A 19,295-nucleotide genomic window follows, 5' to 3' on the forward strand; every position below is an offset into this window, starting at 1 on the left:
GACGTCGGCGAGCCCGCGCCGTCCGGCACGGGCTCGCTCCGCTCGTCTCAGAGACGCTCCCGCCCGTGGGGAGCCGTGAGGTCTTGTACGGGACCGAGCGGGACGATGCGGGTCGGATTGATGTGGTCGTGGGTCATGTAGTAGTGCCGCTTGATGTGATCGAAATTGACCGTCTCCGCGATCCCGGGCTGTTGATAGAGATCCCTGAGATACCCGAACAGGCTCGGGTAATCCAGGATCCGCCGCACGTTACACTTGAAGTGTCCGTGGTAGACGGCGTCGAACCGGACCAGCGTGACGAACAACCGCCAATCGGACTCGACGGACCGGCCGCCGAAGAGAAACCGACGGTTGTGGAGCCGTGCGTCGAGCGCATCGAGCGCCTCGAAGAGCCGGCGGACGGCCCGCTCATAGACACGCTGTGAGGTCGCAAAGCCGGCCCGATACACGCCGTCGTTCACCGACTCGTACAAGAACCGGTTCATCTCGTCGATGTCCTTCTGAAGTCCCTCCGGGTACAGGTCCACGCCGGCCTCCGCATACGCGTTGAACTCGGTATTGAACATGCGCATGATGTCGTCGTCGGAGTTGCTCACGATCCGCCTGGTGTCGATGTCCCAGAGCACCGGCACCGTCACCCGCCCGCGATAGCCCGGGTCCGTCGCGCGGTACGCCTCGCTGAGGAACTGAAACCCGTTGATGGGGTCGCGGGAGTGGCCCGGGCCGTCGTGGAACGCCCACCCCCGCTCATCCCGGAGCGGATCGACCACGGTCATCCCGATCACGTGCTCGAGCCGTTTGAGCTTCCGCACGATGATCGTCCGATGCGCCCATGGACAGGCCCAGGAGACGTAGAGATGGTAGCGGTCGGGGGCCGCCGGATAGCCCGAGCGTCCGTCGGCCGTCACCCATCCGCGAAAGGCGTCCTCTTGGCGTTTGAATTCGCCGTCGCGCGTCTGCTCGTCCGGAAACTGCGGTGTCGTGGCCATGTCCGGGCTCTCGCCTCAGCTCTTCCATTATCCGCTTCCTGAGACGAAGTCTCCAGGCCCGGGGCCGCCAGGCGGGTCGTCCGGGATGCGCGTCGGCCAGGACGCTGCCGGCTGAGCAGCCGGCAGCGTCTCGGAGGCCGCTATCGCGATCGGCGAGCCAGCAGGCCGAGACCGACCAGTCCCGAGCCGAGGAGCAGGAGGGTCGTGGGCTCGGGAATGACACTGGGGAAGAAATTCCCCGATCCTTCCAGCCGGGCCCCTTGGATATTCCCCAGGGTCATGCCGACGGCGTTCGTGTTGTTCCCATTGAAGTTCGCTTCGTTCAGTCCGAGGATGAACGGGCCGCTCAAGAACCCGCCCACCGGATCGAATTGCAGGCGCACATGGAAATCGCCTTTGGCGAGATCGGGTCCGAAGAAGTGGGCTTGGCCCTCGATCAGTCCGGTCGACTGTCCGATCAGTTGCCCGTCGGCGAAGAGGCGAAGCTGGAAATCATGGAAGGTGGCGTCCAGGCCGGTCGAATTCAGTGGAACCGCCGTGCCGGCTCCGGCAAACTGCCCGGTGAGGGTGTAGCCGGGGTTTTCGTTCAGCCCGCTGTTGAGGACGGGGGTGGTGAAGCCGTTCTTGAAGTTGCTGAAGGACGCCGTTCCGGTTTGTTGGAACGTGCACGGGTTCGCCGCGGTGCAGGTGCTGGCTCCGCCGGTCGTCTGTTGGTTCAAGGTGGCCTGGTAGCTGAAATCGACGAGCGAAGCGGTGAAGCTCGCCTGTGGGGCGGGAGGCGACAGCGCACCGGGGTTCACCTGAAACGGTGCGGCCATGGCGAGGGTGCTGGTCAGGAGCGCGCAGGTGAGCACGCCCACGGTACTGATGAGACGGCACGAATCGATCATGGTTCCCCTCCTTTTGTCGGCGGACGAGGAAGCAGTGCTCATGCCATCGGCTAAGGGATTGAGTCTACGACCTTTCGGGCTTTGTGCAGAGGAGGGTGTCAAGCAGGCCGTCGCCGATCGCGGTCGCACCCCCGGGATGCGGCGAGGCCCGGACGCCTGCGACCCTCGTCGTTTCAGGCGATCGATCTAATGAAATGTCTTATCCTAGGCTCGACTACGTTATCAATACGCCTTGACACCCGATTGGGGCCGGCACGGAGTGGGGTGCAGGAACCTGGTGGTGCGTTCGCACAAGGAGGGATCTCGCCATGGCGGAAAACAAGATCATTGCGGTCGTCGGGGCGACCGGTTTTCAGGGGGGAGGGTTGGTTCGTGCCATCGTGGACGACAGGAGCGGGCAGTTTGCGGCGCGTGCGCTGACCCGCCATGTGGAGTCGGCGAAGGCCACGGCGTTGGCCGAGCGCGGCGTCGACGTGGTCGCGGCCGACCTGGACGACGCAGGCAGTCTCGAGCGGGCGTTTGCCGGCGCGTACGGCGCCTTCTGCGTCACCAACTTCTGGGAACACTTCTCCCCGGAAAAAGAGCTCAGCCAGGCCAAGCACATGGCCGATGCCGCGAAGCGGGCCGGCCTCCGGCACGTCATCTGGTCGACGCTCGAAGATACGCGGCGCTGGGTGCCGTTGAGCGACACGCGGATGCCGACGTTGATGGGCAGGTACAAGGTGCCGCACCTTGACGCCAAGGGAGAGGCGGATCAGTTCTTTCGGGACGCGGGGGTGCCGACCACCTTTTTGCTCACGTCGTTCTACTGGGACAATTTCATCCACTTCGGCATGGGCCCCAAGAAAGGTCCGGACGGGACGCTGGCGATCACGTTCCCGATGGACGACAAGAAGCTCCCCGGGATTGCGGCGGAAGACATCGGCAAGTGCGCGCTTGGCATCTTCAAGAAGGAGGGAGCGGTGATCGGGAAGACGCTCGGGGTCAGCGGCGAGCATCTCACGGGGAACGAGATGGCCCGCGCCTTCACCAAGGCCCTCGGGCGGGAGGTCCGTTACCAGGCCGTGCCGCCGGAGGTCTATCGCAGCTTCGGATTTCCGGGCGCCGACGATCTGGGCAACATGTTCCAGTTCAAGCGTGACTTCCAGGAGGTGTTCTGCGGCGCACGACCGCCGAACATCGCACGCGAGTTGAACCCCGAGCTGCAAACGTTCGAGCAGTGGCTCGCGCGGAACAAGAGCCGGATCCCGCTCCAATAGCCGCCGCGCTGTGAAGACGCGGCGATGGCCCGGCCTCCTCGGCGCCGTCCGGCCTGGTCACAGTGCCGTCATGGGAGGGTCGAGGGGGACATCGGGCTCGGAGGGATCAGCCCGGTACAGATTCTCACGCGTTCAAGACCGCGTGGAAGATGTCTCCCGCGCGGTCGACGTCCTGGTCCGTAATGTCGAGGTGGGTGACGGCCCGAAAGCTCCGACCGCTCAGCGCGTTGATGAGGACCCCGCGGCGCCTGAGGGCCTCGACGATCTCCACGGGTGGCCGTGAGCCGGCCACGTGGAAGACGACGATGTTCGTCTCCACCGGTTCGATCGACACCGCGGGAAGCTTTTTCAGGTACCGGGCCAGCCGCTGCGCGTGCTCATGGTCCTCTTTCAATCGGGGAATGTGGTGTTCAAGTGCGAACAGCCCCGCGGCCGCGAGAATGCCGGCTTGGCGCATGCCGCCGCCGTACATCCGGCGAAGCGGGCGCAGGCGGCTGATGGTGGCGCGATCGGAGGCGATCAGTGAGCCGACCGGCGCGCCCAGGCCTTTGGACAGGCAGATCGACACCGTGTCGAAGTGGCGGGCATACTCGGCCGCGGGCACGCCGGTGGCGACGACCGCATTGAACAAGCGGGCGCCGTCGAGATGCATGGGGATCCCGTGCGCCTGAGCCGCCTGCCGAATGCGCTCGATGGTCTGAAGCGGATAGATGGACCCGCCCCCGCTGTTGTGCGTGTTCTCCAGGCAAATCAGCGCCGTGGACAGGCTGTACGGATCCTTGGGGCGGATGGCCGCCTCGACCTGCTGGGGCGTCAGGATCCCGCGCTCACCCGTCAGGCCCTGCAACTGCACGCCGGCCAGCGCGGCCGCGGCGCCATGCTCGTACCGGACGATATGGGCGCGGCTTTCGACGATCACCTCGTCGCCGGGCTTGGTCTGCACCCGAATGGATAGTTGGTTGGCCATGATTCCGCTCGGGACAAACAGGGCGGCTTCCTTGCCGAGCAGGGCCGCCGCTGTGTCCTGCAGGCGGTTCACCGTCGGGTCTTCGCCGTAGACGTCGTCGCCGACCTCGGCGCGCGCCATCACCTCGCGCATCGCCGGCGTCGGCTTCGTGACCGTATCGCTTCGCAGATCGATGATCGTCATGTGCGGCGTCCTCCGGTCCCTCGTTCAGGTTTCCAGCTTCCGTGCATCTTCGAACCGGTACCCCTGCCAGCTCACGACCGGGTAGACGGAGAAGATCGGGGTGTTGTAGGGGACGAAGGCAGTGTCGACCCCGGGCAGCAGCCGCAGATGCATGTTCACGAAGTTGAAGCTCAGCCCCTCTTGCCACGGCTGCCGCGAAGAGGGGGCATAGGCGTGGATCTTCTCCGTCGCGTACATGCGGGTGATCAGGCCTGCAGCGCCTTCGAGCCCGTATTCATGGAGATCGGGCGCCCCTTGGATCAACAGGTTGATCGCATTCGCGTCGAACCAGACCTTGAAGTTGCACACCACCTGCACGTACGGTCCCAGCGTGTTCGTGGCATCCAGGAACGCGCGGGGAAGCCCGAGCTCCGGGGGAACATCGTCCGGCATGCGGCGATCGATCTGGCCCAGTTCGGGCTCCTTCACGGGTGAAAAGGACACGAACAGCAGATGCGGGTCGTCCATGGCGAGGTCCACCACCTGGTCGTCGTAGTAGCTCACGAGCTTGCCGAGATCGTAGCGCAAGGGGAACGAGTACCCCATCTTCGCATACCAGATGCGGAGGCCGGCTTCGAGCGGGTCTTCCGGGCTGCGGCTGATCTTCAGGTCGAAGGGCAGCATGAGGTGCAAGGCGCCGGTGCGCGCGCTCATGAACGGCGCGCAGGCGCCGGCAAACTCTTTGTGTACGCTCGGATTGTCGGGTTCGAACTTCCGCGTCGGGCCGGTGAAGTGCTGGGCCGTCTTCGCGTCCTTGGTCAACTTGAACTTGTTCTGGTAGTAGCTCGCGGCGCGTTTCTGCGCGGTCGTCAGGAAATAGTCGGGGAGATCGGTCTCCACGATGATCGGCTGCCGGGCCGGCGGCGCTTGCGGGGCCGCCCGCGGCGCGCGCATCGCCTCGTTGTACAGCTCCCACTCGGCGGCCGTCTTACGAATTTCCTGGGCGATCTGGCGAGCGAGCTCCGGGTTGTCGTACTGGGTGCGCCGGAGGACCTGTTCGGCCTTCTGCAGGCATTCGAGCTTGTGGTTGTATCGCTTCGGCTCGGCTGCGAACACCTCGGCGGTCGCCATGTAGAGATTGAACTGTTCCTCGGGAGTGAGCCCGAGTCGCTCGAGGTCGTGCTCCTTGAGGAAGGCGAAGGCCAGAGGACCGAACGACTCCTCTTTCCGCAGACACAGTGTGAGGAGGTAGTTGTAGTGGGCGCGGGCGTCCTGCGGGGTCATGAGTCTTGGCATTCTAAGGGAACGGGAGTGACAACGACAAGGAGCGGGCTCTATAATCGGACGCCCGGCGCGGGGCTGCGATCGGCGGGCCAACGGATTGCCCGAGGAGCGGCACGCAGCTCGGCTGGTTGCGGCGAAGGCGGTCGACGTTGGATCACCGGTGATCCGTCGGGCCTGGGCGGATGCCCACCATCGACAAAGAATCTCTCGAGAGAGGGAGCGAACTCATGGTTGAAGTTCCGGTTAAGATCTATGTGTCTAAATTATTGAAAAAGGCTCGTGAGGCAGCCAGACTGACTGCTCTGCTCTCGACCGAGATCAAGGACCGCACGCTCCGGACGGTCGCCGATGGGATTGCCGAGCAGGAAGAGGCGATCCTGGATGCGAACGAGGCCGACGTGAAGAATGTCGGCAAGACTTTGGCCGGTGAGGCGAACAAGGACCGGGTGAAAGAAGCCGTCGAGCGGGTGCGGATGACCCCGGACACGATCAAGGGATTGGTCGACACGTTGCGCCGTATCGCGGACCTGCCCGACCCCGTCGGTGAGGTCACCTGGCTGTCACAGCGGCCGAACGGGATGCAGGTCAGCCGCGTGCGCGCGCCCATCGGCGTCGTCGCGGTCATCTCCGAATTCGGTCCGGCCGTGATGAACCAGTCCGTGGCGCTGCTGCTCAAGTCGGGGAACGTGTGTGTGTACCGGCCGGGTACCGAGTGGACGCATACGACGGCGTGGCTGGCGGAGCTCTGGCGGAAGACGGCCAATGAGATGGGAGTGCCTCCGGGCGGGATCACGATCATCGAGCGGCCGGAGAAGGAAGCGGCCATCGAGCTGTTCAGACAACCGAAGGTGGTCGATGCCGTGATTCCGAAAGGAGGACCTGGGCTGCGGAAGGCGGTGATGGAACAGAGCCGGGTTCCCGTGCTGAGTCACGACGGCGGGATCAACGTCCTCTACCTCGACGCCGACACGGACCTCCCGTTGGCCCAGAATCTGGTCGTGAACGCAAAGGTCCAGGACCACAAGGCGGTCAACGCGCTGGACACGCTCCTCGTCCACCAGAACGTGGCCAGGCCCTTGCTCCCGGCGCTCGTGCGCCGACTGCTGGAGGAGTTCAAGGTCGAGGTCCGCGGCTGTCCCAAAACCGTCGCCCTCATCGGGTCGCAGTCCTTCAGCTCCTACAAGAGCCTGCAAGCGGTGACCGAAGAGGATTGGTCGCAACAGTTCCTGTCGGCTCACCTGGCGGTCAAGGTGGTGATGAGTCTCGACGAGGCGCTGGATCACCTGGCCGATCACGCCCCCGTGCAGACTGCGGCCATTGCGACGCGGGACTATGCGACGGCCATGCGCTTCTCACGCGAAGCGGACGCCGCCGCCGTGATGATCAATGCCTCGACCCGGCTCCACGACGGCGAGGAGCTCGGAAGCGGGCAGGAGATCGGGGTGAGCACGATGCGGACCCATGCCCGCGGGCCGATCGCCCTCGAACAGTTGACGTGCGAGAAGGCTGTGGTGATGGGGACCGGGCAATTGCGCCACCCCCATCCCGTGCCGGTGACGTATGAAGATGCGATCATGCTGAAGCGACCCTCGTAGTGACGCTGAGCGCTGCACGGATGACGATGGAACGAAGAGCGGACAGGGTCTCCCTCGCCCGGCGGTCGGCACGTCCCGCTCGGCGCTGATGTTGTCGTGTCCTCCGCAGAGCTACTCGAGAGCTTGACCGACCATCTCGCCTGGTGGGGGCTCCGGCGTTGGCACTCCGACGCCGCGTATTTTCAGTGGCAGCGCCGTCTGCTCCGGCCTTCCGACCTGGCGCGCCTGAACGACCTGGCCGCCCGCAAGCGGCGGGAGGTCGCCGCTGAAATCGCCTTCTACGACCTCTCGGCCGATCCCGCCGTCCTGCCGGTTCTCTACAGCCAGCGCTACGATTATTACATGGCCGTCGGCCCCTTGATCGCGGAACGGATCCCACGCGCGACGCGCGTGTTGGACTTCGGATGCGGCCCCGGGATCCTGACCAGCTTCTACGCCCGCCGGTTCCCCTCGACGCGCTTCGTCGGCCTCGATCGGTCCTCGGCCTCGATCGCCGCGGCGGACGAGCACTGCCGGAGACTGGGGCTCACGAACGTCCGATTCGAGTGTACGGACCTCGAGGAACAGGGGGGCGCCGGGCTCTATGATCTCATCATCGCCAGTCATGCGTTGCTCCAATCGGAACAGGAACCGGGGTTGCCGAGCGCCGGATGGCAGACCTTCGAGCGCCTCCAGGATGCGGTCCAACAGGAGGCATTCGAGCGCCGGACGGGGGTCGGGCGCCGGCTCGACCGCTTGGCCGCCTGCCTGACCTCCGACGGTCGCGTGCTCCTGTTCGAGAAAGCCCGCCAACTGAGCCGGCGTATTCCACTCCAACGGGCGCTCGCCGCCCGGGGTCTGTCGCTGCTGGAGCCGCCGCTGCCGATCCGCTACCTGACGGTGGAAGACGTGACCGACGACGGCCCGCTGTACGTGTTGGAGCGGGGGATGGCCGCGCCGCGGCTGGACTGGTTCGAGGATCCCGAGTGGGTGGATGGCGACGATCTCTATACCGCCTCCGGTCCGGCAGCCGAAATGCTCCATCGCCGCCTGCCCGAGCGAAGCCGGATGGAGGCGACCGAGTGGGGGCATCCGCAGTATGGCGCCCTGCAGGTCGAGCGCGGTCTGTGGGGGCAGTGTTTAAGCTATCTCGACGTGAGGAGCGGGCAGCGGCGTGCGCTCGTGCTCGGACACCGCGAGACGGTGCAACGGCTCGATCGCGAGTCGCCCGTGCTCCAGCGCCTGCTGGCGACGCCGGCCCCGCCCGCGCGCCCGGCCGAGCTCGACACGGTCCCCTTGTATGAGAACCATACCGTGTGGGCCCAGGCGGTGTGGACGATTCTCCCCAGTCGCGAGGTGCTCAAGGCGGTGGACCGGGACGAAGGGCCCGGGCGGTCGATGCACGTGGAGCTGGGACGGGCGGGGAGCGTGGTGTATCTGTACTGTGCGAACGCCATGGATCAGCGGCAATTGGTGATCATGGAGCCGGCCCGCGCGACCGTGTTGGAGGAGTACTATCAGGAGATCGCTGCGGGGACGGCGGAAAGGAAGCGGCCGCCCCCGCTCTCCTGAGGCGCGGCCGGCTTGACCTGGGTCTTCCGCAGCACATAGAATGTCGATCGGCCGCGGAAGTCGGCCTGCTCGCAGAAGTTTTACGCCGGGTTCCGGGCTTCGACCGCCGTCCACCGAAGGGGAAGGAACCATGAGAGTCGAATATGCGAAGGGTGAACGGGCCACCCTCGAGGTGATTCAGCTCCACCGCCGCACGTCGGAAGCCGCGAGCAGCCGGAAGATGAAGGTCATGCTGGTCTTTCCGCCCGACTGGTACCCCTCCGAGCCGTACCTGAGCCTTCCCACCCTCACCGCCGTCCTCCGGGCCGCCGGCCACCACGTCATCCAAAAGGACGTCAACCTCGAGATGTACGATTGGTACTTCAGCGAGGACTTCTTGAAGAAGGTGCTGCGCCGCGTCCCGCAGCAACTCGATCGGCTGCGCAAGCTCTCCCGGAAGCGTGAATTGGAAGAATGGGAGCGCGATCTCCAGCTCGCCCTGTGCGATGTCACCCGCGACTATATCGCCGAGCTGACGAAGAAGGCCGAGACGGCGAAACGGATCGTGCGGGGCGAGGAGTTTTACGAGGCCGACAAGCTGGAATGGGCCATCAACGTGTTCCGGGAGGTGACGAGCGTCATTTCGCTCGTCTATGCCCCGGCCCGGATCTGCATGCCGCCGATGGAGACCGACCTCTCCTACAAGGTGTTCGTATCGCACGAGCTGCTCGAGGCGGTGCAGGACACGCAAGTGAACATCTATCGCGACGTCTTCGAGCATCTCCTGAAGCCGGCGATCGAGGCGGAGCAGCCGGACGTCATCGGCATCTCGATCGTGCTGCAACAGCAGCTCTTCTCCTCGATGACGTTCTGCGCGCTGATCAAGCAACAGTTTCCGAACATCCACGTGACGATCGGGGGGAACACCGTGACGCGTTTGCGGGACGTCATCCCCGACAAGCGGGAGCTCTTCGAGCTGTTCGACAGCGCGGTCGTGTATGAAGGAGAGACCGCCTTCCTTCAGTTGGTCGAGGCGGTCGGCGCCCGCCGCGACCTTGCCGGGATTCCGAACGTGATCTATCGTGACGCCGCCGGGATCCACGTCTCCGAGCTCAGTTATGCGGAAGACATGGCCGCGTTGCCGCCGCCGGATTTCGACGGCCTGCCGCTGGAGAAATACTTCGTCCCACAGCGCGTGCTGCCGTACCTGGCGACGCGTGGCTGTTACTGGGGCCGGTGCGAGTTCTGCGATCACGGAGAGGGCTACACCGCCGGGTATCGCACCAAGAAGATCGATCAGATCGTCGACGAGATTCGGTCCCTGCGCGACAAGTATCAGACCCGTCACTTCCACTTTACCGATGAGTCCTATCCCCCGGCCCTGTTCCGCAAGCTGACGCGCAAGCTGATCGAAACGGACATGGGCATTGCCTGGACCACGCACATGCGCTTCGAGAAGAGCTTGCTCGACGAGGCCGTCTGGCAGGATGCGGTCGCCTCCGGGTGCCGGTACCTTCACTTCGGGTACGAGTCGGGCAACGAGCGGGTCTTGAAGCTCATGGACAAGGCCACGACCACCGAGGTGATCCGCCGGAGCTTGGAGCTCTCGTCGCGCGTCGGGATCTGGAACCACGTCATGGGCTTTTTCGGGTTCCCCGGCGAACGACGGGAGGACGCGCTCGACTCGATCCGGTTCTTGGAGGAGAACAAGGACCTCGTCCACTCGATCGGCTTCGGGACGTTTGATTTGAGCCGCCACACGCCGGTCGCGAAGAACCCGGAGAAGTTCGGCGTCACGGCATACAAGAATCCCGAGTGGGATCTTGCCCTGGACTATTATTACACGGTCAAGGACGGCCTCAGCGTGGAGGAAGCCGAGCAGGTCTTCGAAGAGTTCGAACGCCACCACTATCCCGGCTGGGACCTCCGCATCTTCATTCGGGAATACATCTTCCTGTACGTCGCGCGATTTGGGACGAACCGCCTGCCGGCCTTGCAGTTCAAGCCGCGCTTCGACGAGCCGGTCGGCTCGATCGTCGAGAAGGTCTGTTGAGGAGGAAGGAACTGAGTAAGAAGGAATTGAGTAAGTGAGTAACGAAGTAACCTGATAAAGCAGGAATGACTAAGTAAAGAAGTCCGCGTTTCAGTTCATGATGTCCCGACCAGTTACTCAATGACTAATTACTGAATTACTCCTGTCCCGAGGTCTCCGCACGCCATGGATTTGATCCACATCGATCATGCCGACCAGCCGGCCGAAGCGGGGAGCCGATCTGGGCGGAAGCTCAAGACGATGCTCCTGTTTCCTCCGGAGTGGGTGCCCACCGCGCCGTATCTGGCCCTGCCCAGCTTGACGGCGGTGCTGCGGCAGCACGGCCACGAGGTCGTCCAGAAGGACGTGAACATCGAGATGTACGACCTCTTCTTCAGCGATACGTTCTTGGTCTGGACCAAGGCCCGGATGGCCATGCAGCTTCGCGACCTCGAGGCGAAGGAAGCGGCGGGCGCCGCGACCGAGCAGGACCTCGATCAGAAGGCCGTGCTCCTGGACAAGGAGCCGGTCGACGTGTTCGATCTCGCCGACCGGGCGATGGAAGCCAAGCGGATCACGCACAGTGAGGACTTCTACGACGCCGACAAGCTCGAATGGGCGCTCAACACGTTCCGTGAGGTGATGCAGTACATTTCCGCCGCGTACTATCCGGCCTCACTCGTGTTCTATCCCATGGAGAGCAACCTGGGCTACCGGCCGGGCGTGTCGAAGGAGGTCTTCGCTTGCCTCGACGATGAGCAGGTGAACGTCTATCGTGACGTGTGCCGGCAACTGGTGCTGCCGGCGATCAGCAAGGCGCGGCCGGACGTCGTCGGCGTGTCGATCGGCACCCAGATGCAGTTGCTCGCAGGGTTGACGTTCTGCCGGATGATCAAGCAGGCGTTCCCGGAGATCCATATCACCGTCGGCGGGAACATCATCACCCGGCTCCAGGAGGAATTCCCGCAACACCCGCGTTTGTTCACCGACGTGTTCGATACCGCGATTCTGTACGAGGGCGAGCACGCCCTGCTCTGGTTGCTCGATGCGCTGGCGGGAGGGCGGGTGATCGCCTCGGTCCCGAACCTGATGTACCGAGACGGGGAGGACATCCGGGTCAACCAGGAGATCCACACCGAAAAGATGACGGCGCTCCCGCTTCCCGACTTCGACGGCTTCCCGCTCGATCTCTATTTCGTCCCGACCCGCATCCTGCCCTATCTGGCGACGCGCGGCTGCTATTGGGGCCGCTGCACGTTCTGCGACCACGGGCAAGGGTACTTCGATCAGTACCGCGGCCTCACTGCGCAGCACGTGGTCCAGCAGATCAAGGCGCTCAAGGAGAAGTACGGGGCCGAGCATTTCCTGTTCGCCGACGAATCCTATCCCCCGGCGCTGCTCAAGAAGGTGACCCAGCTGCTCGTGGATCAGCACGTCGGCATCAAGTGGACCACGCTGATCCGGTTCGAGGAGAGTTTGAACGATCCCGAGATCTGGCGGACGGTGAAAGCGTCGGGCTGCTGCACCCTCTACTACGGGATGGAATCGGCGAACGAGCGCGTGCTCAATCTGATGGACAAGCACGTCAAGAAGTCGGTCATCGAGAAGAACTTGAAGCTGGCCGCCGAGGCGGGGATCTGGAATCACGTGATGGCGTTCTACGGATTCCCGGGCGAGACGCGGGAGGAGGCGGAGGAGACGCGGCGGTTCCTGCTCGACAATCAGGCGAACATCCATTCGGTCGAGCTGTTCTACTTCGTGGCCTACCGGCATACCCCCATGGTCCGCAATCCTGAGAAGTTTGGGATCACGATCCACAAGCAGGAGGAGTACGACCTCCCGCTCGATTACTACTACACGCTCAATGAGCCCGGCGGGGTGACCTGCCTGGAGGCGATGCAGTTGTGCGAAGAGTTCTACCAGAACGATTTCGAGCCGTGGGCCGTCCGTGTCAACGCCCGCGAGCACGTCTTTCTCTACATCTCGAAGTTCGGCACCAACCGCCTGCCGCAAATTTACGCGGCCAGGAAGGCGGGGGAGGCGGCCCGAGAGAGCGTGTCCGGTCTCGTCACCTGGCCGGTCGCCAGGGGCGATGCCGAATCATCCCGTGAAGGCGAGCCGGCGATGGCCCGCGTGGTCAGCCACGGGATCTCCTGACCGCACCTTCCAGGCTGATTTCCGGACCAGCCAACGGTCCATTACCCGTCGCGCCGCCCGCCGGATTCGATCCAGCGCACCAATCGCTCGTACGCCGCCTGGATGTCCTTCGTCATCGCTTCGCCTTTCTTGTACATCTGCATGTACTTCCGCGGATTGTTCGTGAGGTTCGCGTAGCGGTGCGGGTGCCAGGTCGCGAGCAGCTCGCGACGCCGCTGCTCGAGCCGCTCGCGCGTGACGGGCGGTGTCAGCGCGAAGAGGTCCAGCGCCTTCTGGATGTCGTCCTGGCCCATGCCGGAGGCGTGAGGCGGGTGAAAGGGCTCGCAATGGCCGTTGGCAGTGTGGCAAACTGTACCCACCAAGTCAACGAGGTGCCATGGCCGTCATCGCGCCGTTGCCGATTCTCCAGGCGAAGCCGATCTTTCAGCACAAAGACTACCGGGACGTATTGCGGCGCGAGATGGACGCCGGCAAGATCCCATTGAGCCTCGGGAAAAAGTGCCCGGTGCAATGTGAGTTCTGCTACGAGCTGGATCATTCCTACCGCGAGACGCTGGAGCCGCCGAAGACCACCGACGAAGACTGGAAGTTCATCCTCGACTACATCAACAAGAAGCCGACCGACCCGCTGCAGTTCTGGTGCCTGGGCGGCAATGAGTACATGGAATGGACCGACCTCTTTCTCCATCCCAAGGCGATGGAATGGGTCGAAGACTTCCTGAAATACACGGACAAGAACATCCAGTTCTTCACGGTCGGGTTCGTCCACGTCCCCAAGATCCATCAATTGGCGGCCCAATATCCGGGGCGGATCAATTTCGAGCTCTCCGTGATCACGCTCGGACGGTACCGCCAGCAGCTCATGCCGCACGCCCCGGCCGTGAAGCACGTGATGAAGGTGCTCGACGGCCCGGCCGTCTCGTCGGCGAATTTCTACGCCTTCGACAGCCATACCATGTCCGACGATGCCATCGCGATCTCGCGGATCAACCAGCGCTGCGTCTTGTGGATGGGGTGCCTCACGCCGGTCCGCGGGCTCAAGGACGAGACGGCCGCGCTCATGCGACAGGGGCGCCGGTACCTGGCGGAGGAGGCCCAGCGTGTCTACGATGCCGGGCTTCCGAATCTCCAGACGGTCCATACCGAGGCCTACATCACCGCGTTCCTCAACCGGCGACGAATCGTGAGCCTCTTCGACGCCCTGGAGCTGGACAAGAGGGACACGGTCGTGATGGCCCGCAGCGTGTACAAGATTCTGAGCTTGTATCGCAAGAACCGGGCGAAGTATCTCATGGTGCCGAACGCGACGCTGGGCGGTGACTCGGACTGCACCGTGCTGCTGACCTTCGACGACATCGCACGCGTGCTGCGCGGCCAGAAGATGATCCACATTCCCAAATGCGTGATGCAGTCCGGGCGGGGGCCGTACACCGATATCGCCGGAGTCACGCTCACGGACTTCATGAAGAAGACCGGGGTCAAGGTTCGAGTGCTGCACCGTATCGACACGAATTTCGCGAATCAACGGTTGTACCGGAACGGGCTGCTCAAGACCTACATCGAGGACTACGTTCGCAATCCCTTGACGCAATCCTATGAGGCCCTTCCCCTTCCGGCGTAGCGCCGACACGATTCGATGGCAGCCTTGACCTGCTGTGTGCGGTGACCTAGAGTACCCGCGTGATGGATGGCGAGCGGCGCGTTCTCAAGTTCTACCAGGCCGATGTCTTCACGAACTTGCCCTTCGGCGGCAACCCGGTCGCCGTCATCCCCGACGCCCAGGAGTTGACCGACCAGGAGTTGCAGCAGATCGCCCGAGAGATGAACCTCTCGGAGACCGTGTTCATCCTGCCGCCGGCCGAGCCCGCCGCCGCCGTCAAGATCCGCATCTTTACCCCGACTCAGGAAATTCCCTTCGCGGGGCACCCGGTCATCGGCGCTTTTTACGTGCTGGGACAATTGAAGCGGTTGCCGCTCCAGGAGCCGCTGACGCGCGTCCTCTACGAATGCAACATCGGCCTGTTTCCCGTCGAGCTGCACCTGCGTCACGGCGCGATCTCCCGGGTGGTGATGTCGCAGCCGAAGCCGGAGTTCCTCGAGCCCGTGGACGCGGTGGAGGACATCTACGAGATCGCGAATGCGTTGGGGCTGTCGAAGGGAGCGATCACGGCGACCAAGTACCCCGTGCAAGTCGTCTCGACGGGCTTGCCGGTGTTGATCGTCCCGGTCCGAAGCCTGACGGCGGTGAAGTCGATCGTGCCCAACTCGATGGCGATCAATGATCTGTGCGCCCGCCACGGTGCGAACGGCATCATGGTGTTCACGACGATCACCGTCGAAGAAGCCTCGACCGTCCACACCCGTATGTTTGCCTCCCCGATCGGGGTGGCGGAAGACCCGGCGACCGGCAGCGCGAGCGGGGCGCTCGGCGCCTACCTCGTGCAGAACGGCATCGTGGAGGTGCGACCGGTCACGGAGATCATCGCCGAGCAGGGCTATGAAGTCGATCGTCCGTCCCGGATCTCGATCGAGGTCGAATCGGAGGACGATGTGATTCAGTCGGTGAAGGTCGGCGGACAGGCGCTGATGATCATCGAAGGGACCTTGCGGTATTGAGAGAAGCGATCAGCTTCGCCGCCAACACGAGAACGAGTTCGAAGAGCGCAGCCTATAGTGACCGGAAGGAGGAAGAATGTCTACCGTTGCCCAAGTCATGCGCAGAGAATTGAAAACGATCACGTCGGACGTGTCGGTGAAAGATGCGGCGGGCCGCATGCGCGATGAGCGCGTGGGCTCACTCCTCGTCGAGCGCGCCGGCAGCATCGTGGGCATCATCACCGACACCGACGTGGTGCGCCGGGCGGTGGCCAATGGATCGGATTTGACGAAGATGGCGGTAGAGTCGATCATGACGAGTCCCGTGGCCACGATTGAGTCGATGCGCACCGTCCAAGACGCACACGACATGATGGGGGATCTTGGGGTTCGCCATCTCGGGGTCACCGAACACGGCAAACTCGTCGGCGTCGTGTCCGTCCGAGATCTGCTGGTGTATTTCAAGCGGGTGTCGGAGCCGAAGATCGCGCAGGACTAGCCGCAGGTTGAGGTTGAGGCTGAGGTTAAGCGCGGATGGATGGATTGAAGGTTTGGGATTCCCCCTCCACCTCAACCTGAGTTCAACCTTGCTTTGTGAGTTGCTGGACGATGTGGGGAAGCTCGGGGATGATGAGCTTTTCCATGGCCAGGCGAACGGCCGATTCGGAGCCGGGCGTGGAAAAAATGATCTTGCCGCGGAAGACGCCGGCGGTCGCCCGCGTCATGATCGCCGCCGATCCAATGTCCACGTAGGTGAGGTACCGGAAGAGCTCGCCGAACCCGACGAGGCGCTTCTCCAGCATCGCGTCCACCGCCTCGAACGTCGAATCCCGCTTCGAGATCCCCGTCCCGCCGTTGATGATGATCGCGTGCACCGCTGAGTCGGCGGCCGAGGATTCGATCAGCCCTCGAATCTCGCTGGGCTCGTCCTTCACCATGTGATAGCGGATCACCTGGTGGCCGTGTTCCTTCAACACGCGCAGGATGAGCTGGCCGCTGGTATCGGTGTCCGCGGACCGGGTGTCGCTGCACGTGATTACGGCGCAGCCCACGGTCCGAGGTGCTTGGGCCTTGTGCTCTTCGTGAGCGCGATGTCCGTGTGAAGACGGTTCCGAAGAGGGCACCTTATCCCCACACGGAGTTCGGCTTGAGTCGTTCGACGGGAGTGCCTTTGCCGATGTGCTCATCGAGAATCGCCGCGACGTCGGCTTCCTTGACCTGGGCATACCAGGTGGCGTCCGGATAGACGACGACCGTCGGGCCGGCTTCACACGGGCCCAAGCACCCCGACGCGGTGACGAGGACTTGGCCGGGCGGATAGCCGCGTTCCATCAAGCCCATGTTGAAGGCCATGAGCAGGTTCGATGAGCCGGCCGCCCCGCACGAAGGCTTGGGGTGGCCCGGCGGTCGAGAGTTGGTGCAGACGAGGATGTGATACTTCGGTTTCGGCATGCACGCTCCTTGGTTGTCCGGACTCTACTCGGTGCGGGATAGCTCATGGACCGGCACGCTGAACGGCGTACGGCGTTACTTCGGCCGGAACGATTCCCACATGGCGACGCATTCATCCGGCAGCTTCCAGTGCTTGACTCCCTTGGTGACCCAATCGAGGTAATGCTCTTTTGGCTTGAACTTGCCGATCGGGGTGGCGATGTGCGTTGTGACCAGCTCTTTATCCCCTTGTTCCGTCATGACGGTCACCTGAACCTGACGGAAGGCATTGGGCGGCACTTCTTCCTCGAACGTATCGAGCAGCTTGGCGTCTTCGTCCGTGACGTCGGCGATGATCCCCCAGACGCGCTCGCCAGGGGACGGAGTCACGCTGGCCAGCCCGCCGCGCCATTGCGACGACCAGCGGCAGAAGTGAATGGTGTGGTCGGGTAGATAGGCTTTCCCCAGAACTTTGTGCTCGGGGGCCCGTCGCTTCAACTGCGTGGGATTCAGATTGTCGGCGTAAAAAAAGAACTTCATGGTTCCAACGAACGTTCGGGGTGTTGCGAGGCCGTTACTTGTACCATAGGCGCGCGCTGCATTGTCAAGCCGCCGCAGCAGTCCGTTGACTTGGTTTCCAAGCGGACGTTATGCTGCATGCACCCAAGAGGGCTCGACACCGCCATCGTCCCGGCTGATCGATTCAGTTGTCGTGACATCCTCCGAGATCCATTCCTTCCCCTGGGCGAAAGTCCTCCATTACGGGGTCTTTGTGCTCTTGCTGATCGCCGGCGGCGTGTATCTCTGGATCCGCGAGCCCTCGGTCAATCCCATGGCCGATCCTTTGGCCGCCGAGGCCATGGCGTTGGTTCAAACCCATCGGGCCCAACAGGCGCCGACCATTCGTCAGGCCATCACCGATCGGGCGAAGTCGCTCGCGGATCGTGGGCAAGGAGTTCGACTCGGAGAGTGGCGGGTGGAGCAAGAGGCGCCGGGGATCTATCTGGTCGGGGTGTCGTTGCGAGAGCAGGCGGCGGTCGGATGGTTCGAGCGCAATTACCTCTGGCGCGTGGATGTCGCCAAGCGCGACATCACGCCGCTGACGTTGGCGGCGACGAGTGTGATGCCGTTGGATGAGGGGCCGGCTCAAGGCATGACCTAGCTCTCGCACCCGTGAATCGATTCGCTCCTCCTCTCCGCTCGGTCTCGTGATCCCACAGCAAGCGAGCAGCGATCGACCGATCACCTTCCTTTGACCGCACGCCCCTCTTTGGTGAAACAGGTTGGATGGTTGGGGACGGAGCCGCCGCTCATGTCGGGATCCTACGACTCGTCCGGCAGCTCCACGTAAACGACACCCTCGATGACGCGGATGGGATAGCACGCGACTGTGATCTCGGGGTTTTCCGGACGCTCTCCCGTCCGGACATCGTACCGCCATCCGTGCCAAGGACACTCGAGGTACGGGCCCTTGAATATGCCCTCGCCCAACGGCCCACCGGCATGGGGACAGGTATTGTCGACCGCGTAGAGGGAGCCGTCCAGGTTGCAGAGGACGAGACCCATGCCACGAGCTTCGACCGTGAGACACGATCCCGGTGGAACGTCGCTGAGTTTGGCGACTGCAACGGACGGCATGGCGGCCAAGGACAAGGAAAGCGGCCAGTCTACCGAATCACGGATGGGCACGCAAGTCGTTGGAATCGGGTCGGCAATCTCAAGGGGTTGATTTTATGAGGAAAACGTGGCATATGTACGGGAGCCTGATCGTCCCTCGTACCACCTTGACCAACAGGGGAGGTTATGGAGCTGACACTCTTGCTGAATGCGACCTATGAGCCCCTCCGTGTCCTACACTGGCAAAAGGCCATTACCCTCCTGTGGCAGGGAAAAGTCGAGGTGTTGGAGGTCTACGATCGCGAAATTCATGGGGTGTCGATTTCCTTCAAGCTGCCTGCCGTCATGCGTCTGCTCAAGATGGTGAAGCTCAAGGACAGCCATCGGGCGGTCAAGTTTTCCCGCATCAACATCTTTACCAGGGACGGCTATACCTGTCAGTACTGCAAGGTCAAATTCAGGACCGAAGACCTCACCTTCGACCATGTCGTCCCGATTGCCAAGGGCGGGAAGAAAACGTGGGAGAACATCGTGACCGCATGCTGGCGGTGCAACAATCGCAAGAGCGGCCGGACGCCTGAAGAGGCCGGGATGCGGCTCGCACGAAAGCCGGTCAAGCCGCGATGGAATCCGGTGATTACAATTACGATCGGAATTCGAAATGCTCCGGAGAGCTGGCGGGACTATTTGTATTGGAACATGGAGCTGGATGCGGATCCTGCAGACGGGTGAAGGCACAACCGGGAAAATCGAGGGGGTGTCGCCTCGACTGCAACCCTCCCGGCAT

19 protein-coding genes are annotated in these 19,295 nt (G+C 63.2%); 10 read left to right on the forward strand and 9 right to left on the reverse strand.

The window, feature by feature from the left end:
* Positions 1-47 precede the first annotated feature (47 nt).
* Both ACWHYV_RS11110 and ACWHYV_RS11115 read right to left on the reverse strand, forming a co-directional pair.
* Positions 48-989, reverse strand: coding sequence for a glutathione S-transferase family protein (locus ACWHYV_RS11110; protein ID WP_447976564.1), 942 nt, complete (start codon positions 987-989; stop codon positions 48-50).
* A gap of 140 nt (positions 990-1,129) precedes the next feature.
* The gene (locus ACWHYV_RS11115; RefSeq protein WP_447976565.1) at positions 1,130-1,879 is read right to left on the reverse strand and encodes a PEP-CTERM sorting domain-containing protein; all 750 of its coding nucleotides are present in this window, start codon (positions 1,877-1,879) and stop codon (positions 1,130-1,132) included.
* A 308-nt stretch (positions 1,880-2,187) separates the two neighbouring features.
* Here ACWHYV_RS11115 and ACWHYV_RS11120 point away from each other — a divergent pair, with 308 nt between their 5' ends.
* Positions 2,188-3,138: an NmrA/HSCARG family protein gene (locus ACWHYV_RS11120; RefSeq protein WP_447976566.1), complete on the forward strand. Its 951-nt coding sequence runs from the start codon at positions 2,188-2,190 to the stop codon at positions 3,136-3,138.
* 124 nt (positions 3,139-3,262) lie between these two features.
* Here the strand turns inward: ACWHYV_RS11120 and ltaE are convergent, their stop codons facing one another.
* Together ltaE and ACWHYV_RS11130 are read right to left on the reverse strand one after the other, a co-directional pair.
* Positions 3,263-4,288, reverse strand: coding sequence for a low-specificity L-threonine aldolase (gene ltaE, locus ACWHYV_RS11125; RefSeq protein ID WP_447976567.1), 1,026 nt, complete (start codon positions 4,286-4,288; stop codon positions 3,263-3,265).
* Positions 4,289-4,312: 24 nt separating this feature from the next.
* Positions 4,313-5,551, reverse strand: coding sequence for a hypothetical protein (locus ACWHYV_RS11130; RefSeq protein ID WP_447976568.1), 1,239 nt, complete (start codon positions 5,549-5,551; stop codon positions 4,313-4,315).
* A gap of 227 nt (positions 5,552-5,778) precedes the next feature.
* Between ACWHYV_RS11130 and ACWHYV_RS11135 the strand changes: the two genes are divergently transcribed.
* The 4 genes from ACWHYV_RS11135 to ACWHYV_RS11150 all read left to right on the forward strand — a co-directional run bounded on the left by ACWHYV_RS11135 (position 5,779) and on the right by ACWHYV_RS11150 (position 12,865).
* Positions 5,779-7,146, forward strand: a complete 1,368-nt coding sequence (locus tag ACWHYV_RS11135) for a glutamate-5-semialdehyde dehydrogenase (RefSeq protein ID WP_447976569.1) — start codon at positions 5,779-5,781, stop codon at positions 7,144-7,146.
* A 96-nt stretch (positions 7,147-7,242) separates the two neighbouring features.
* Positions 7,243-8,697 carry a class I SAM-dependent methyltransferase gene (locus tag ACWHYV_RS11140; protein WP_447976570.1) on the forward strand — a complete coding sequence of 485 codons (1,455 nt, stop codon included), beginning with the start codon at positions 7,243-7,245 and terminating at the stop codon, positions 8,695-8,697.
* 130 nt (positions 8,698-8,827) lie between these two features.
* Positions 8,828-10,729: a B12-binding domain-containing radical SAM protein gene (locus ACWHYV_RS11145; protein WP_447976571.1), complete on the forward strand. Its 1,902-nt coding sequence runs from the start codon at positions 8,828-8,830 to the stop codon at positions 10,727-10,729.
* 165 nt (positions 10,730-10,894) lie between these two features.
* Positions 10,895-12,865, forward strand: a complete 1,971-nt coding sequence (locus tag ACWHYV_RS11150; protein ID WP_447976572.1) for a B12-binding domain-containing radical SAM protein — start codon at positions 10,895-10,897, stop codon at positions 12,863-12,865.
* A gap of 41 nt (positions 12,866-12,906) precedes the next feature.
* On the opposite strand, the gene ACWHYV_RS11155 is transcribed toward ACWHYV_RS11150, so the two are convergent.
* The gene (locus tag ACWHYV_RS11155; RefSeq protein WP_447976573.1) at positions 12,907-13,158 is read right to left on the reverse strand and encodes a hypothetical protein; all 252 of its coding nucleotides are present in this window, start codon (positions 13,156-13,158) and stop codon (positions 12,907-12,909) included.
* An 83-nt stretch (positions 13,159-13,241) separates the two neighbouring features.
* Between ACWHYV_RS11155 and ACWHYV_RS11160 the strand changes: the two genes are divergently transcribed.
* From ACWHYV_RS11160 to ACWHYV_RS11170, 3 genes are all read left to right on the forward strand, one after another.
* Positions 13,242-14,486: a hypothetical protein gene (locus ACWHYV_RS11160; protein WP_447976574.1), complete on the forward strand. Its 1,245-nt coding sequence runs from the start codon at positions 13,242-13,244 to the stop codon at positions 14,484-14,486.
* Positions 14,487-14,548: 62 nt separating this feature from the next.
* On the forward strand, positions 14,549-15,481 hold the full coding sequence (locus ACWHYV_RS11165) for a PhzF family phenazine biosynthesis protein (RefSeq protein WP_447980715.1): 933 nt from the start codon (positions 14,549-14,551) through the stop codon (positions 15,479-15,481).
* A 76-nt stretch (positions 15,482-15,557) separates the two neighbouring features.
* Entirely contained in the window at positions 15,558-15,959 is a 402-nt protein-coding gene (locus tag ACWHYV_RS11170; protein WP_447976575.1) for a CBS domain-containing protein, read from the forward strand.
* An 82-nt stretch (positions 15,960-16,041) separates the two neighbouring features.
* Here the strand turns inward: ACWHYV_RS11170 and ACWHYV_RS11175 are convergent, their stop codons facing one another.
* From ACWHYV_RS11175 to ACWHYV_RS11185, 3 genes are all read right to left on the reverse strand, one after another.
* Entirely contained in the window at positions 16,042-16,512 is a 471-nt protein-coding gene (locus ACWHYV_RS11175; protein ID WP_447976576.1) for a MogA/MoaB family molybdenum cofactor biosynthesis protein, read from the reverse strand.
* A 73-nt stretch (positions 16,513-16,585) separates the two neighbouring features.
* Positions 16,586-16,912: a (2Fe-2S) ferredoxin domain-containing protein gene (locus ACWHYV_RS11180; protein ID WP_447976577.1), complete on the reverse strand. Its 327-nt coding sequence runs from the start codon at positions 16,910-16,912 to the stop codon at positions 16,586-16,588.
* Positions 16,913-16,987: 75 nt separating this feature from the next.
* Complete coding sequence (locus ACWHYV_RS11185) at positions 16,988-17,431, reverse strand: gamma-glutamylcyclotransferase family protein (protein ID WP_447976578.1); 444 nt, start codon at positions 17,429-17,431, stop codon at positions 16,988-16,990.
* A gap of 172 nt (positions 17,432-17,603) precedes the next feature.
* On the opposite strand from ACWHYV_RS11185, the gene ACWHYV_RS11190 reads away from it, so the two are divergent.
* Positions 17,604-18,053 (forward strand): hypothetical protein, encoded by a 450-nt coding sequence (locus tag ACWHYV_RS11190; RefSeq protein WP_447976579.1) that lies wholly within the window; start codon positions 17,604-17,606, stop codon positions 18,051-18,053.
* 161 nt (positions 18,054-18,214) lie between these two features.
* Here ACWHYV_RS11190 and ACWHYV_RS11195 read toward each other — a convergent pair whose 3' ends face one another.
* Positions 18,215-18,529, reverse strand: coding sequence for a Rieske (2Fe-2S) protein (locus ACWHYV_RS11195; RefSeq protein WP_447976580.1), 315 nt, complete (start codon positions 18,527-18,529; stop codon positions 18,215-18,217).
* 165 nt (positions 18,530-18,694) lie between these two features.
* Between ACWHYV_RS11195 and ACWHYV_RS11200 the strand changes: the two genes are divergently transcribed.
* On the forward strand, positions 18,695-19,240 hold the full coding sequence (locus ACWHYV_RS11200) for an HNH endonuclease (protein ID WP_447976581.1): 546 nt from the start codon (positions 18,695-18,697) through the stop codon (positions 19,238-19,240).
* The last annotated feature ends 55 nt before the right edge of the window (positions 19,241-19,295 follow it).

It is taken from the genome of Candidatus Nitrospira bockiana, assembly GCF_965152565.1.